Annotated in this window: 9 protein-coding genes; 4 read left to right on the top strand and 5 right to left on the bottom strand. The window is 60.8% G+C overall.

Annotated elements, in window-relative coordinates:
- Nucleotides 1-3 precede the first annotated feature (3 nt).
- The 5 genes from bamE to PCPL58_RS26570 all read right to left on the bottom strand — a co-directional run bounded on the left by bamE (nt 4) and on the right by PCPL58_RS26570 (nt 8,553).
- Nucleotides 4-258: an outer membrane protein assembly factor BamE domain-containing protein gene (gene bamE, locus PCPL58_RS26590; RefSeq protein ID WP_003403102.1), complete on the bottom strand. Its 255-nt coding sequence runs from the start codon at nt 256-258 to the stop codon at nt 4-6.
- A 251-nt stretch (nt 259-509) separates the two neighbouring features.
- Nucleotides 510-1,520 (bottom strand): class 1 fructose-bisphosphatase, encoded by a 1,011-nt coding sequence (locus PCPL58_RS26585; RefSeq protein ID WP_003341445.1) that lies wholly within the window; start codon nt 1,518-1,520, stop codon nt 510-512.
- Nucleotides 1,521-1,654: 134 nt separating this feature from the next.
- Nucleotides 1,655-3,004, bottom strand: a complete 1,350-nt coding sequence (locus PCPL58_RS26580; protein WP_065350833.1) for a DUF3999 domain-containing protein — start codon at nt 3,002-3,004, stop codon at nt 1,655-1,657.
- A gap of 26 nt (nt 3,005-3,030) precedes the next feature.
- Nucleotides 3,031-5,835, bottom strand: a complete 2,805-nt coding sequence (locus PCPL58_RS26575; protein WP_065350832.1) for a DUF2339 domain-containing protein — start codon at nt 5,833-5,835, stop codon at nt 3,031-3,033.
- A 267-nt stretch (nt 5,836-6,102) separates the two neighbouring features.
- Nucleotides 6,103-8,553: a glycogen/starch/alpha-glucan phosphorylase gene (locus PCPL58_RS26570; RefSeq protein ID WP_003365946.1), complete on the bottom strand. Its 2,451-nt coding sequence runs from the start codon at nt 8,551-8,553 to the stop codon at nt 6,103-6,105.
- Between the two features lie 280 nt (nt 8,554-8,833).
- Between PCPL58_RS26570 and pip the strand changes: the two genes are divergently transcribed.
- From pip to mdoH, 4 genes are all read left to right on the top strand, one after another.
- Nucleotides 8,834-9,805 carry a prolyl aminopeptidase gene (pip, locus tag PCPL58_RS26565; protein ID WP_003365948.1) on the top strand — a complete coding sequence of 324 codons (972 nt, stop codon included), beginning with the start codon at nt 8,834-8,836 and terminating at the stop codon, nt 9,803-9,805.
- Nucleotides 9,806-9,844: 39 nt separating this feature from the next.
- The gene (gene dtd / locus PCPL58_RS26560) at nt 9,845-10,282 is read left to right on the top strand and encodes a D-aminoacyl-tRNA deacylase (RefSeq protein ID WP_003317268.1); all 438 of its coding nucleotides are present in this window, start codon (nt 9,845-9,847) and stop codon (nt 10,280-10,282) included.
- Between the two features lie 263 nt (nt 10,283-10,545).
- Complete coding sequence (locus PCPL58_RS26555; protein WP_065351112.1) at nt 10,546-12,489, top strand: glucan biosynthesis protein G; 1,944 nt, start codon at nt 10,546-10,548, stop codon at nt 12,487-12,489.
- On the top strand, nt 12,482-15,064 hold the full coding sequence (mdoH, locus tag PCPL58_RS26550) for a glucans biosynthesis glucosyltransferase MdoH (protein ID WP_065350831.1): 2,583 nt from the start codon (nt 12,482-12,484) through the stop codon (nt 15,062-15,064). Before PCPL58_RS26555 ends, mdoH begins: the two co-directional genes overlap by 8 nt.
- Nucleotides 15,065-15,314 lie beyond the last annotated feature (250 nt).

Raw genomic sequence — 15,314 nt, 5'->3', positions numbered from 1 at the left:
GGGTTATTTCAGACCCTGACCCGAGAACAGCACCACCTTGTCCGCTGCGTATTGCACGCTGATAAAGGTGTTCTGGTCGCCCCAGGTGCAGCTCGACATGCCCAAGGCACCGGAACATTCCGTCGGGCTGCCCAGCAAGGACTCGACTTGAGCCTTGGGCATGCCAGCGGACAGTTTGGAATAGTTTTCCTGAGTGATCTTGCTGCAGGCAGCCAGCAGGACGCAGAACGAGAGTAACGCGACAGAACGCAAGGACATGGATGTAGCTCCTGAACGGAAGGGGGTCGCGTCGCAGTGCAAGCCGGTGCAGTCTGGCGCTGGCGCAGTACCGCAAGCTTAGAAGAGAAAAAGGGACTCTGGTTCCCGGACGGCGCAAGGATTTGTGCCGAGGATCAAATAGTTGGCCCGCAGACGGGGCTGAGCGAATGGCTGACTGCTCGTGTTTCCGAGCATTGGCTCACTCGGCAGTGATCGAGCATGGCCCGATCACTACCGGTGCAGAAGGCGTCTTACGCCTTGTGATACGCGGTGGCGCGCTCGACTTCTTCCTTGGAACCCAGGTACACCGCTACGCGCTGGTGCAGGCCTTCAGGCTGAATGTCGAGAATGCGCTGATGGCCGTCGGTGGACGCGCCGCCAGCCTGTTCTACCAGGAAGGACATCGGGTTGGCTTCGTACATCAGGCGCAGCTTGCCCGGCTTGGAAGGCTCGCGGCTGTCGCGCGGGTACATGAACAGGCCGCCACGGGTCAGGATACGGTGCACGTCGGCAACCATCGCCGCCACCCAGCGCATGTTGTAGTTCTTTTTCAGCGGACCGTCTTCACCGGCCAGCAGCTCGCTCACGTAGCGCTGTACCGGGGCTTCCCAGTGACGCTGGTTGGACATGTTGACCGCGAACTCCTGAGTGGACTCCGGGATGGTGATGTCTTCGTGAGTCAGCACGAAGCTGCCCATTTCACGGTCCAGGGTGAAGCCTTTCACGCCATCGCCCAGGGTCAGGACCAGCATGGTTTGCGGACCGTAGATGGCGTAACCGGCGGCGACCTGTTCGGTGCCTGGCTGCAGGAAGGCCTTTTCATTCAGCGCTTCGTTCTGGCTCAGGTATTCGTTCGGGCAGCGCAGTACCGAGAAGATCGTGCCGACCGGTGCGTTGATGTCGATGTTCGACGAGCCGTCCAATGGGTCGAAAACCAGCAGGTAGGCACCCTTCGGGTATTTGCCCGGGATCTGGTAGGCGTTGTCCATTTCTTCGGACGCCATGCCGGCCAGGTGACCGCCCCATTCGTTGGCTTCGAGCAGAATCTCGTTGGAGATCACATCGAGCTTTTTCTGCACTTCGCCCTGCACGTTTTCGGTGCCCATGCTGCCCAGTACGCCACCCAGCGCGCCCTTGGAGACGGCGTGGCTGATTTCCTTGCATGCGCGCGCCACAACTTCGATCAGGAAGCGCAGATCGGCAGGGGTGTTGTTGCTGCGAGTCTGCTCAATCAAGTAACGACTTAGTGTAACGCGGGACATGGATAGCTCCGAAAATAGGGGGTATGAAAACCCGCGCAGTTTAACGCGAGTGGCGACGTAATACTGCTATGAGACTGGCTTAAGACTGTTTCAGTTCAGATGTCAGGCGAACCGCACCTGACAGGCCGCCCGTTTTAGCGTTTTGCAGCGCGCAGCGTGCTGAATGCCATCCAGCCAAGGAACACCACGCCAAGCAGCAGAAGGGCCCAAAGCCCCAGGCGTTTGAAGTCAGTAGTTTGTTGCACGGCGATCGGCGCAGCGGCCATGTTGGCCATGGTAGCCGTGGCCGGGCTTGCTGTGCCGAGAGTCGCGAGCTTCTCCGGGCTCAGGTCGGGAATCAGCGTGGCCAGCGACAGGTTGGCAGCCTTGACGCTCGGGTTGCCGATTGCCAGGGTGAAGGGCCCGTTACCGCGCGCCAGGAACACCACCTCCGTGGCAGGCACGGCCACACTCAACTGCGGCGCTTCACTGCCCAGTCCGCCGCCGCGATCATCCACCACCAGCTTGAGCTGCTGAACGATGCGTCCGGACAATTGCAACTGGTCCTGCAGGACATCGCTGTTGTTCTGCGACAACCGATACAGCAGGCCGCTGCTGATTGGCTGCCAGGGCTGCCCGGCATCGAGCCGGCCGTAGAGCGTCGCCGGTGCCAGGCTGTTGGGCTGGGTGATGTCGATCCTGACGCGGCCTATCGGCAAGCCGGTGGGCAGTTGCCAGACATACTCGTTGGGGCTTTCGACGCTGCCCTTGACCGGTGGCGACCAGGTCAGCGGCGTGGCTGGAGTGTCGCTGCTGGCACTCAGCAGGTGCGCAGAGATCAGCAGCGGCGCACTATGCGGGGAATGCCACAGCAGGCGCAGATAGCGCGCGCTCTGGCCGGGCAGGCCGACTTCGCGCTGTTCGACCACTTCGTCGGCAAACGACAGCCGTGCAACCTGTCCCTCGCCCCAGTTGCGCCAGTGCTGCAGGTCATCACTGGCTTCAATGCTGAAGTTCTGGAAGCCCTCCCGCTCGGTGCTCCAGTCGATAACCAACTGCTCCAGCGGAGCCTTGATTGCGCTGGTGTCCAGCAACCAGCCGCGCAGCACTTCTTCGCCCGCTTCGATATCGCTTTGTGGCTGGACCTCGATCACGCTGCCGTTGCTGGAGCGCTCGATACGGATGACCGGCGCGGCGTCGGCTGATTCCTGTGTGCTGTACAGGGCGAACCAGTTGACCTCAATCGGCACCGGCTCCTGTTCGGGGGCGGGTTGGCGCGGCGTGATCGAGTAAGCCTGCGGCTGGCCCTCGGCATTGAACACGCGTACATCGCTCAGATCGGTCTGCCGGGCATTCAACTGGACGGCAAGCGGCAACTCGATGCGATACCACGGCCCTTCGCCGCTCAGACTCAGCGGCGTCTGGCTGGCAAAGTCCGCCGGTTTGTCCTGAGCGAGGGCGGTTATCGCCGTGCACAAGGCCAGGCCAAGCACGGCGATCTTCATGGCAGGATGACTCAAGAACGGTTTCCTCATAGCGTGTCCGGCGCGGCAGTCGAGCCTGGGCCGGGTTCTTCGCCGGCCTCTGTGGCAGAGTGTTTCGGCGGTAATGGTGCGAAATATCCCACCACCAATAGCAAAATGCCAACACCGATGAACGAGACGATGCGCTCCATGCCGCCACGATTGCTCAGCTCGACGAAGAACAGCTTGACCACCACCACCCCGATCAACGCTGCGCCGCCCAGCCACAGCTGGCGGTTGGAGCGCATGTGACCGCCGATCATCAGGGCCAGTGCCATCAGCGTCCAGACTATCGACAACCCGGCCTGGACGCGCATCGAGTCGAGCAGCGCCCCGGTGTTCCATGGCACATCAGCCCAATGATGCGCCGTGCGCATGACCATTGCCGTGACCAGCGCGAACAGCGAGGCGCCAGCCACCAGCAAGGCAGCGTTACCAAGGCGCGTGACCTGTTTGCGCAGCCACAGGCAGACCCCTGTCAGTGACAATAGCAAACCGATTTCCAGCGGGTTGAACAGCGGGATATACGGCAGTGGTTCCGCTGCGCCGTCGCTCAAGGTATTCGCCAGCCAGAACCACGCCAGCATCAACACCGCCAGCGGCGCAGCGGCACCGAGGTGATAGGCTTCGGGGCAGGCTTTTACCGGCCACGGCCATTGGCGCGCCGAGCTCATCGCCAGCAGGAACAGGCTCGGCAGAATCGCCCAGCCCAGCCAGCGCCAGGCGTTGTAATGTTCGGACAGTTGCAGCAGGCCGAAGCGCAGTTCCAGGGCCAGCACGGCGATGATCAGCAGGCAGCCCGCGGTGTGAGCGACACGTCGTGCGAGGATGGGCTGCCGGTCTGCCAGATAGCGCAGAGTCAGCAGGTGCACGGCGAACACCACCAGCCAGGCCAGCCAGCCCCAGTGGGCGGCGGGGTGGTAATGCTCACTCAGCGAACCCGACAGTAATGCTGCGCTGACGGGCGTAAGCGTGCTGCACAGCGCGGCGAGGTCTGGCCAGCGCAAGCGCACGGACAGCACTGTCCAGATTGCCACGCTGAGCGCGGCGGCGATCAACAGCACAGACGTCTGCACTCCAATGGGAACGTACAACTGCACGACGCTGATCAATGAAACCGACCACCAGATCGCACCCCATACGGTCAGCACGGTTCTGGCGACTTTTTGATCGATAAGGGTCAGGGTGTTGAAGCGGTACGCACTCCAGGCACTGACCAGCGCAGCGATGGCCAGGATCATCGGCGTCCAGTAGTCGTCAGCCGAGTCGGCGCTGCCTGACGCATTGATCAACATCACGCTGGCGCACAGTTGCAGCAGCAGGCCGAAAGCCTGTGCCAGCTTGCGCTGCTGCCGCAAACCCAGCCAGAAAATCGCCGCGCCTTCCACGGCCCACGCGCTCGTCGTCCACTGAGAACCCAGGCCCAACGGGATCGCCAGCGTGGCAAACACCACGCCCAGCGCCAGGCAGGTTTCCATCAGCAAGGCGGTTTGGCCCGGTGCACGTGCTGCCAGCCAGCGTGCCAGCGCCATGTAGATCAAGCCCAACCCAAGCGCGCTGAACGCAGCGCCGAATTCCAAATGTTCGACGAGCGCATATTGCAGGCCGAAGCCGACTATCGGCGTGCCCAGCAACAACGTGCCGTCGACGTAATCGCCCTGACGCGCAGCCCAGCGCAGCATGGCTTCGCGAGTATGGTCAGGTGGCGCGCTGTCCAGTTCGAGCAGTTTGCGGCGGGCAAACAGCAGGCCGATGGCCAGATACATCAGGAAGAACACCATCAGAAAGGGCTCGGTGCTCCAGAACAATGCCGGAGTGTAAGCCTGCAGGCCCCAGGCGAAGCCAATGCCGAAAGTGCCGAAGAAGCCGATCAGGTTGAGCATGCGCCAGGCCTTGAACCAGGCGATGGCGATGATGCCTGCATTGAGCAGGGCAAAGTAACTGAACAGCGAGATATGGCTACCTTGCCCGGTCGAGGCCAGCAACGGTGCCGCGAAACCGCCGAGCGCGCCAGCGCAGGCGAGTGCCAGCGAATCCTGCGTCAGCGCCAGAATGGCTGAGAAGCTGGTGATTGCGACCAGCAGCGCGAAGCCCAGCGTCGGGTCCAGCAGCGTGTGCAGTTTCATCGCAGCGAAGACGGTCAGGTACAGCACCCCCACGCCTGCGCCTTGCAGCATCAAGGCGTAAGGACCGTTGCGCCTGCGCAGCCACCAGCCCAGACCGAGCAGGGCCAGCGCACTGGCGGCGACTGCGGCGTAGCGTGCTTCAAGCGGCACGACCATGCCCTCAGTGGCATAGCGCAGCAAAAACGCCAGGCCGAGGAACAGCACCACGACACCCACGCGCAGCACTGTATTCCCGCCCAACAGCCAGTCTTTTGCGGCGTTGATCGCGCTGTCCAGCGGGTTGGTTTTTGCTGTGTTGGTTGGCTCGTGTATCGGCGGGGCGGGCTCGACAGGTGTTGCTACCTGCGGCGCTTCGTCCGGCAGGTCCCAGATCAGCTCGGGGCCGTCGCCGGGTGCTTCGACAATGATCGCATCGAGTGGAAGCGGCGAAGGGTCCTGCGCAGGCGGTACGCCAGGCGCGGACTGACGTTCGAGTGCGCTCAGGCGCTGTTGAAGGGCGTCGAGGGATTTGCGGTTTGCGAGCAGTTGTTGCTGCTGATCAGCCGATTGCCTGCCAAGCACGCGCACGCGAACGCCGGCCCACACGGCCCAGCCCATGACTGCACCAATCAGTGCACCGGCCCACTCGTCATAACTCAGCGAATAGCCCAGCGCCGCGCCGCCCAACACCAGACAAATCCAAAGCACGCGACGACATCCTTTTCGATGTGTGAAGGTTCATCGAGCGAAGTATATAGGGGCGGGCGGACATCGTTTGTAATGTTTTATGCCGGGGGCACCAGAGTCTCTGCAGGACTGAGACAGATCCTTGTGGCGCTTGTGGGAGTGAGCTTGCTCACGAAGGCGTCGTTTCGAGCGCCTTCTTTGCGGAGACCTTAATGGCCTCTTCGCGAGCAAGCGAAGCGTCGCCCGGCTCGCTCCCACTGGGGTTGTGAGTCTTTTCAGGCTCTGACGTCAGTCCAGCGCCTTCCAAATGTCTCCGGCGTACTCGCGGATGGTCCGGTCCGAGGAGAACCAGCCCATGCGTGCGGTGTTGAGGACCGCCGAGCGCCACCATTCCTTGGAGTCGTGCCAGCGCTCTTCGACCTTGGCCTGGGCCGCCCAGTACGAGTCGAAGTCAGCGCAGACCAGGAAGCGGTCATACGCCAGCAACTGATCGATCAGCCCCACATAACGGTTCGGATCATCCGGCGAGAACACACCGCCACGGATCGCCTGCAGGACATCGTTCAAACGTCCGGAGGCGGCCACATCGTCGTGCGCGCTGAATTCACCTGCACGCTTGCGGGCTTCGACCTGTTGCGAGGACATGCCGAAGATGAACATGTGTTCCAACCCGACCTGCTCGCTCATCTCCACGTTGGCACCGTCCAGCGTACCGATGGTCAATGCGCCGTTGAGGCCGAACTTCATGTTGCTGGTGCCGGACGCCTCCAGGCCTGCGGTGGAAATCTGCTCGGACAGGTCGGCCGCCGGGATGATGCTCTCCGCCAGGCTGACGTTGTAGTTGGGCATGAACACCACTTTCAGCAGACCGCGCACCGTCGGATCGTTGTTCACGGTCCGCGCGATGTCGTTGGTCAGCTTGATGATCAGCTTGGCCGAGTGATAACTGGCCGCCGCCTTGCCGGCGAAGATCTTCACCCGTGGCACCCAATCGGTACCCGGCTCGGCGCGAATGGCCTGATACAAAGCAACCGTGTGGAACAGGTTCAGCAACTGGCGTTTGTACTCGTGAATCCGCTTGACCTGAACGTCGAACATCGCGGCAGGATTGACAGCAATGCCCAGGCGCTCGTGAATGATCGCGGCCAGCGCACGCTTGCTGTGCAGGCGTTGATCGGCCATCTGCTTGCGGAACGACGACTTCTCGGCGAACGGCTCGAGCTCTTTGAGGCGCGTCTCGGCGTTGTCCAGAACATCCTCGCCGAGTGACTCGACAAGCATCTCGGTCAGCTTCGGGTTGGCCTGGAACAGCCAGCGGCGGAAGGTGATGCCGTTGGTCTTGTTGTTGATCCGCTCCGGGTAGATCTTGTGCAGCTCGGCGAACACGGTCTTGCGCATCAGCTGGGTGTGCAGCGCCGAAACGCCGTTGACGCTGTGCGAGCCGAGGAACGCAAGGTTGCCCATGCGTACCCGACGACCGTTGTCTTCTTCGATCAGCGATACGGCACGCAGTACGTTGACGTCGTCGACGCCTTTGGCGCGCAGTGTGTCAATGTGCTGCGCGTTGATCAGGTAGATGATCTGCATGTGGCGCGGCAGCATCCGCTCCATCAGACCGACCGACCAGGTTTCCAGCGCCTCAGGCAGCAGGGTGTGGTTGGTGTAGCCGAGGGTGCCGACGGTGATTTTCCACGCGGTGTCCCACGGGATGTTGTGGTTGTCGATCAACTGACGCATCAGCTCGGCCACTGCGATCGAGGGGTGCGTGTCGTTCATCTGAATCGCCGCGTGCTCGGACAGATCCGTCAGCGTGGCGTGTTGGTTCAGATGGCGGCGCAGCAAGTCCTGCAGCGACGCGGAGACGAAAAAGTATTCCTGACGCAGACGCAGTTCCTGACCCGCTTCGGTTGCATCGTTCGGGTAAAGCACGCGGGAAATGCTTTCGGCGCGCACCACTTCGGCAACCGCGCCGAAGTGATCGCCGGCGTTGAAGCGTTCCAGGTGCAGGTCTTCTACTGCACGGGCGCGCCACAAGCGCAGCGTGTTGACGCTCTTGCCACGCCAGCCTACCACCGGGGTGTCGTAGGCGATGGCCCGAACGGTCTCGCCTGGACGCCATACCTGACGCGAGTCGCCTGCTTCGGTCGGGACAGTGTCGACGCTGCCGCCGAAGCCAATGGAGTAAACCACCTCAGGGCGTTCGAATTCCCATGGGTTACCGAAGTCCAGCCAGTTCTCGGTTTGTTCCTGCTGCCAGCCATCGACGATGCCCTGACGAAACAGGCCGTGTTCGTAACGAATGCCGTAACCATGACCCGCGATACCCAGGGTCGACATGCTTTCCATGAAGCACGCCGCCAGACGACCCAGGCCGCCGTTACCCAGTGCCGCATCCGGTTCAAGCAGGCGGATGCGCTCTATGTCCACACCCAGTTCGGTCAGCGCCTCGCGAGCGACTTCGAGCAGGCCGAGGTTACTGAGGCTGTCGTACAGCAGCCTGCCTATCAGGAATTCGAGAGACAGGTAGTAAACGCGTTTCTGAACCTTGCGATAGATCTGCCGCGTGTGGTCCATCCAGTGTTCGACCATGTGGTCGCGGGCGGCAAGCGCAACAGCTTCAAACCAGTCATGCTCAAACGCATGGTCGGGGTCCTTGCCCACCGAGTAGGTGAGTTTGGCGAGCACAGCGGCGCGAAAAGCGGCCACATCAGCGTCACGAACAAGTGGTTCCTGAGACATCGGTAAAACCTCAAGTAGTCTGACGAATGGAAAACGGGATTCTTAGACTGTAGGCGTGTCGTCAATTATTTCCTGAAAAAAAGAGAAATAATTGACGGCACAGCTCTCGCTTCGACCCAGCGTAACGGCTCTGGTTCGCGCACCGTTGAAATTGGCAAAACGCTTGCATCGTTCGTTCCATCCTGATCGATGACGTGCAGCATGCTGATTCTTCGTTTCGGGTTTATGATGCCCCACGGCAGAATAATAGAAGCCTCTAAATTGGACTTATGGAGCACTTATGCAGACTTTGTACCCGCAGATCAAACCCTACGCCCGGCACGATCTGGCCGTGGAACAACCGCATGTGCTTTACGTCGATGAAAGTGGCTCGCCAGAAGGGTTGCCGGTGGTGTTCATCCACGGCGGCCCGGGTTCGGGATGCGATGCGCACAGTCGCTGCTATTTCGATCCCAACCTGTACCGCATCGTCACGTTCGACCAGCGCGGCTGCGGTCGTTCCACTCCGCATGCCAGCCTTGAAAACAACACCACCTGGAAACTGGTGGAAGACCTTGAAGCGATCCGCGAGCACCTCGGGATCGACAAATGGGTGTTGTTCGGCGGTTCGTGGGGCTCGACCCTTGCCCTGGCGTATGCTCAGACCCATCCCGACCGCGTGCACGCGCTGATCCTGCGTGGCGTATTCCTTGCCCGTCAGCAGGAAATCGACTGGTTCTATCAGGCAGGTGCCAGCCGTCTGTTCCCGGATTATTGGCAGGATTATGTCGCGCCGATTCCGCTGGACGAGCGTGACAACATTCTGGCTGCCTTCCACAAGCGGCTCACCGGGCCGGATCAGATTGCCCAGATGCATGCCGCCAAGGCCTGGTCGACCTGGGAGGGGCGTTGCGCCACCTTGCGGCCCAATCCGCAAGTGGTCGATCGCTTCGCCGAGCCGCACCGTGCGTTGTCCATTGCGCGCATCGAATGCCACTACTTCATGAACAACGCCTTTCTGGAAGACAACCAGCTGATTCGCGACATGCCGAAGATCGCGCACCTGCCGGCAATCATTGTCCACGGTCGTTACGATGTCATCTGTCCGCTGGACAATGCGTGGGAGCTGCACCAGAACTGGCCTGGCAGCGAGCTGCAGGTGATTCGCGAGGCCGGGCACTCGGCAGCCGAACCCGGTATCGCCGACGCACTGGTGCGGGCCGCTGCAGAAGTTGCACGCAACCTGCTCGACCTGCCGCCCGAAGAAGCGTGACAGTGATCCGGTATTGGTTTTGAGTCTGGAAAGGCATCTATGAAAGGTTTGTTGCAGCGCGTGCGAAGTGCGCGCGTCGAAGTCGGCACCGAGGTCGTGGGTGCCATTGAACAGGGCATACTGGTGTTGGTGGGAATAGAGCCTCAAGACACCCGCGCCAGTGCCGATAAGTTGCTGCACAAGTTGCTCAATTATCGAGTGTTCAGCGATGCCGAGGGCAAGATGAATCTGTCTTTGCGCGAGGTGGGTGGCGGCTTGTTGCTGGTTTCCCAGTTCACGCTGGCTGCAGATACCAAAAGCGGGTTGCGCGCGGGCTTCTCGAAAGCCGCGCCTCCAGCGCTGGGTGCCGAGTTGTTCGACTATCTGTTGAGCCAGGCCAGAATCGCGCATCCCACGGTAGCGGCGGGCCAGTTTGGTGCAGACATGCAGGTGCACCTGATAAATGATGGCCCCGTGACATTTTTGTTTGATACATAAGCTACGATTTCACTTTGTCCCCCTGAATTCATCTGTCTTGCGGGAATAAATTTCTTTGTCATACCTGATGCGTTGTGGCGCGTGCTACTGGATAATCGCGCGCTACGGGGATCGACACTGTTGGTCCATTTGGTATGACAAAAGCGGTTCTGACACCGGGTTGGGGAATCATTAAGCCCATTCGGAGTCGGAACAATGCTCGCCAACCCGGCATTGATAGCTGGCCGTTGGTTTTTTCATCTGTTTTTCGGCGAGGGTTGCTCGTGATTGTTAGTCCCTGTGATGCTCCAAAGACACCTGTCAAGCGGTTGCGTAGTGCACTTCTGGCAAGCTCGGCCCTTGTATGCCTGTTCAGTGCAGGTCAGCTGTGGGCGTTCAACCTTGATGATGTAGCGGCGAAGGCCAAAGAAATGGCCGGGCAGAAGTTCGAGGCTCCGAGGAGCAATCTGCCGAACGAGCTGCGCGACATGAAGTTCGCCGATTATCAGAAGATCCGCTTCCGTGATGACAAGGCCGAATGGGCGGGCGAAAAGACTCCGTTCAAAGTGTCTTTCTACCACCAGGGCATGCACTTCGACACGCCGGTCAAGATCAACGAAGTGACCGCGACCAGCGTCGACGAGATCAAATACGACCCGAGTCGTTTTGACTTCGGCGATCTGAAGATCGACCCAAAATCCACCGAGAAACTGGGTTATGCCGGTTTCCGTGTCCTGTATCCGATCAACAAGGATGACAAGCAGGACGAAATCATGACCATGCTGGGCGCGAGCTACTTCCGCGTGATCGGCAAGGGTCAGGTTTATGGCCTGTCCGCGCGCGGCATGGCGATCGACACTGCCTCGCCGTCCGGTGAAGAATTTCCGCGCTTCAAGGAATTCTGGATCGAGAAGCCGGGCCCGGATGACAACCATCTGGTGATCTTCGCACTGCTCGACTCGCCGCGTGCCACTGGCGCCTATCAGCTGACCCTGCGTCCGGGTACCAACACCCTGGTTGACGTGAAGTCGCGCATGTTCCTGCGTGACAAGGTCAACAAGCTGGGCGTTGCTCCGCTGACCAGTATGTTCCTGTTCGGCGCCAACCAGCCTTCGCGTGTGCCTAACTACCGTCGTGAACTGCACGATTCCAGCGGTCTGTCGATCCAGGCGGCCAACGGTGAGTGGCTGTGGCGTCCGCTGAACAACCCTAAACATCTGTCCATCAGCAGCTTCTCGGTCGAGAACCCGCGTGGTTTCGGTCTGCTGCAACGCGGCCGCGACTTCAGCCAGTACGAAGACCTGGATGACCGCTACGACAAGCGCCCAAGTGCCTGGATCGAGCCGAAGGGCGATTGGGGTAAAGGGACTGTCGAGCTGGTCGAAATCCCGACTGCCGACGAGACCAACGACAACATCGTGGCCTACTGGAAGCCTGAAACTCTGGCAGAACCTGGCCAGGAAATGGCGTTCGACTACCGTTTGCACTGGACCATGCAGGAAAACTCGATTCACTCGCCGGATCTGGGCTGGGTCAAGCAGACCCAGCGCTCCATCGGTGACGTGCGTCAGTCCAACCTGATCCGTCAGCCGGACGGCAGCCTTGCCTTCCTGGTCGACTTCGTGGGCCCGGTTCTCGCCGCACTGCCGGAAGACAAGACCATTCGCAGCCAGGTGACCACTGACGACAACGTCGAGCTGGTGGAAAACAACCTGCGCTACAACCCGGTCACCAAAGGCTACCGCCTGACCCTGCGGGTGAAGGTCAAGGACTCCAGCAAGCCGACCGAAATGCGCGCCTACCTGTTGCGTGAAATCCCTGCCGAACCAGGCAAGGAGCCTGCGCTGCTCGTGGCTGACAAGGCCGAAGAGAAGAAAGCTGCCGCCAAGGAAGCTGCCAAGCCGGCAGTCGCCAAGGAGTCCGCCAACGACCAGGTAGAAATCGCCAAGGCCGACGCGCCGAAGGCCGAAGTTGCCAAGCCTGAGACTGCCAAGTCTGAAGCTGGCAAGGCTGACGCAGCAAAAGCTGACGCAGCCAAAGGCAAAGGCGAAGTCGCCAAGGCCGACGCAAGCAAAGCCGACGCATCCAAGGCTGAAGTAGCCAAGGATAAAGACGGTAAAGAAATTCAGCAGCCTGAAACCGAGGCAGCGCCCACCCATCCGGAACCGGCCAAGACGTTGCAAGTCATGACCGAGACCTGGAGCTATCAGTTGCCGAGCGATGAGTAATTCTCTACCGGTGCCAATGTCTCTGAACGAGTACCTGGCGCATTTACCGATGAGCGACGAGCAGCGGGCAGAACTTGCCGGCTGCACGACCTTCGCCGAATTGCATGAGCGACTTTCCGCGCAGCCGGTCACTGACCCTGCCGAGGCCGCTCAGGCTTCGGTGGGTCGCCGTCTGACGCTGACCACTGCAGATCAGTTGGAGGACGCCGAGATGCTCGGCGTCGATGCCAGCGGTCGCCTGTGCCTGAAGGCCACACCGCCGATTCGCCGGACCAAGGTCGTGCCAGAGCCATGGCGCACCAACATTCTGGTGCGCGGCTGGCGTCGCCTGACCGGCAAGACCAACCCGCCCAAGCCCGCGCATGATGATCTGCCGCGGGATCTGCCGAAGGCGCGCTGGCGCACCGTCGGCTCGATCCGTCGCTACATCCTGCTGATCCTCATGCTGGGCCAGACGATCGTGGCTGGCTGGTACATGAAGGGCATCCTGCCGTATCAGGGCTGGTCGCTGGTTTCGCTCGACGAAATCACCCGTCAGACCTTCGTGCAGACCGCCTTGCAGGTCATGCCTTATGCCTTGCAGACCAGTATCCTGTTGCTGTTCGGGATTTTGTTCTGCTGGGTATCGGCCGGTTTCTGGACCGCGCTGATGGGCTTCCTTGAGCTGCTCACCGGTCGCGACAAATACCGCATCTCGGGTGCCAGTGCTGGCAACGAGCCGATCGAAAAGGGCGCACGTACTGCGCTGGTCATGCCGATCTGCAACGAGGACGTGCCTCGGGTTTTCGCCGGTCTGCGCGCTACGTTCGAGTCGGTAGCTGCCACGGGTGACCTGGATCGTTTCGATTTCTTCGTGCTCAGCGACACCAACGAAACCGACATCGCCGTTGCCGAGCAACAGGCGTGGCTGGACGTGTGCCGCGAGACCAAAGGTTTCGGCAAGATCTTCTATCGTCGCCGTCGCCGCCGCGTAAAACGCAAAAGCGGCAACCTCGACGACTTCTGCCGTCGCTGGGGCGGTGAATACCGCTACATGGTCGTGCTGGACGCCGACAGCGTCATGAGCGGTGAGTGTCTGACCAGCCTGGTTCGCCTGATGGAAGCCACGCCGGACGCTGGTATCATCCAGACCGCGCCACGTGCGTCGGGCATGGACACACTGTATGCACGCATGCAGCAGTTCGCTACCCGGGTCTATGGTCCGCTGTTCACCGCCGGTCTGCACTTCTGGCAGTTGGGTGAATCCCACTATTGGGGTCACAACGCGATCATCCGCATGAAACCCTTCATCGAGCACTGCGCCCTGGCGCCGTTGCCCGGCAAGGGCGCGTTCGCCGGTGCGATCCTCTCCCACGACTTCGTCGAAGCTGCGCTGATGCGCCGTGCCGGCTGGGGCGTGTGGATTGCTTACGACCTGCCAGGCAGTTACGAAGAGTTGCCGCCCAACCTGCTGGACGAACTCAAGCGTGACCGTCGCTGGTGCCACGGCAACCTGATGAACTTCAGGCTGTTCCTGGTCAAGGGCATGCACCCGGTTCACCGTGCGGTGTTCCTGACCGGTGTGATGTCTTATCTGTCGGCACCGTTGTGGTTCTTCTTCCTCGTACTGTCAACGGCCCTGCTGGCGGTGAACACGCTGATGGAGCCGACCTACTTCCTTGAACCTCGTCAGCTGTATCCGCTGTGGCCACAATGGCACCCGGAAAAAGCCGTCGCGTTGTTCTCGACGACCATCGTCCTGCTGTTCCTGCCTAAACTGCTCAGCGTCATTCTTATCTGGGCCAAGGGCGCGAAAGGCTTTGGTGGCAAGTTCAAGGTCACCATTTCGATGCTGCTGGAAATGCTCTTCTCGGTGCTGCTGGCTCCGGTGCGCATGCTGTTCCACACCCGCTTCGTACTGGCCGCTTTCCTGGGCTGGGCCGCGACCTGGAACTCGCCGCAACGCGACGATGACTCCACGCCGTGGATCGAAGCGGTGAAGCGCCACGGTCCGCAAACCCTGTTGGGCGCGTGCTGGGCCTTGCTGGTGTTCTGGTTGAACCCAAGCTTCCTGTGGTGGCTTGCGCCGATCGTGGTGTCGTTGATGCTGTCGATTCCGGTGTCGGTGATTTCCAGCCGTACCAATCTGGGCGTCAAGGCGCGTGACGAGAAGTTCTTCCTGATTCCTGAAGAGTTCGAGCCGCCGCAAGAGCTGATCTCGACGGACCAGTACACCTACGAGAACCGCTGGCATGCGCTGAAGCAGGGCTTCATTCGGGCTGTGGTCGACCCGCGACAGAACGCTTTGGCTTGCGCCCTGGCGACGTCGCGTCACCGTCAGGCTCAGCCGATTGAAGTGGTGCGTATGGAACGTGTTGATCAGGCACTCAAGGTCGGCCCGGCAAAACTCGGCAATCAGGAACGCCTGATGCTGCTGAGCGACCCGGTCGCCCTTGGCCGCTTGCACGAGCGCGTCTGGAGCGAAGGTCACGAAGAGTGGCTGGCCGCGTGGAGAGCTTCCATCGAAGCCGATCCGCACGCGCCTTTGCTGCCTTTGCAGCCTGTAGGTAAAGCATCGGAGCCGGTCCCGGTCTAAAACCGCCCGGCTACGAAAAGAGCCCCTGACGCCTAGCGCGTCGGGGGCTTTTTTATTGGGCTTTGTGGCACATACATGCACAGGACATGGTCAAGACCGGTTCTCCAGAACCCCGACCGTTCCTCACGCTCCAGCGTGGGAATGCAGTTCACGACGCTCTGCGTCGCAAGAAGACGCGGAGCGTCCAGACCGGCATACCCACGCGGAGCATGGGTACGATAGTGTTATTCCTGACGACTATCGTTCCTCA

The sequence above is a fragment of the Pseudomonas cerasi genome, assembly GCF_900074915.1.
Classification (GTDB): Bacteria; Pseudomonadota; Gammaproteobacteria; order Pseudomonadales; family Pseudomonadaceae; genus Aquipseudomonas; species Aquipseudomonas cerasi.
The sequence above is the reverse complement of the archived record's forward strand: the minus strand, read 5'-3'. Positions and strand labels throughout refer to the sequence as shown.

What these genes read in the sequence shown, in the direction of transcription:
- PCPL58_RS26585 (WP_003341445.1), bottom strand. Translation starts at nt 1,520, where the DNA reads ATGTCCCGCGTTACACTAAGTCGTTACTTGATTGAGCAGACTCGCAGC.
- dtd (WP_003317268.1), top strand. Translation starts at nt 9,845, where the DNA reads ATGAAAGGTTTGTTGCAGCGCGTGCGAAGTGCGCGCGTCGAAGTCGGC.
- mdoH (WP_065350831.1), top strand. Translation starts at nt 12,482, where the DNA reads ATGAGTAATTCTCTACCGGTGCCAATGTCTCTGAACGAGTACCTGGCG.
- PCPL58_RS26570 (WP_003365946.1), bottom strand. Translation starts at nt 8,553, where the DNA reads ATGTCTCAGGAACCACTTGTTCGTGACGCTGATGTGGCCGCTTTTCGC.
- bamE (WP_003403102.1), bottom strand. Translation starts at nt 258, where the DNA reads ATGTCCTTGCGTTCTGTCGCGTTACTCTCGTTCTGCGTCCTGCTGGCT.
- PCPL58_RS26580 (WP_065350833.1), bottom strand. Translation starts at nt 3,004, where the DNA reads ATGAAGATCGCCGTGCTTGGCCTGGCCTTGTGCACGGCGATAACCGCC.
- pip (WP_003365948.1), top strand. Translation starts at nt 8,834, where the DNA reads ATGCAGACTTTGTACCCGCAGATCAAACCCTACGCCCGGCACGATCTG.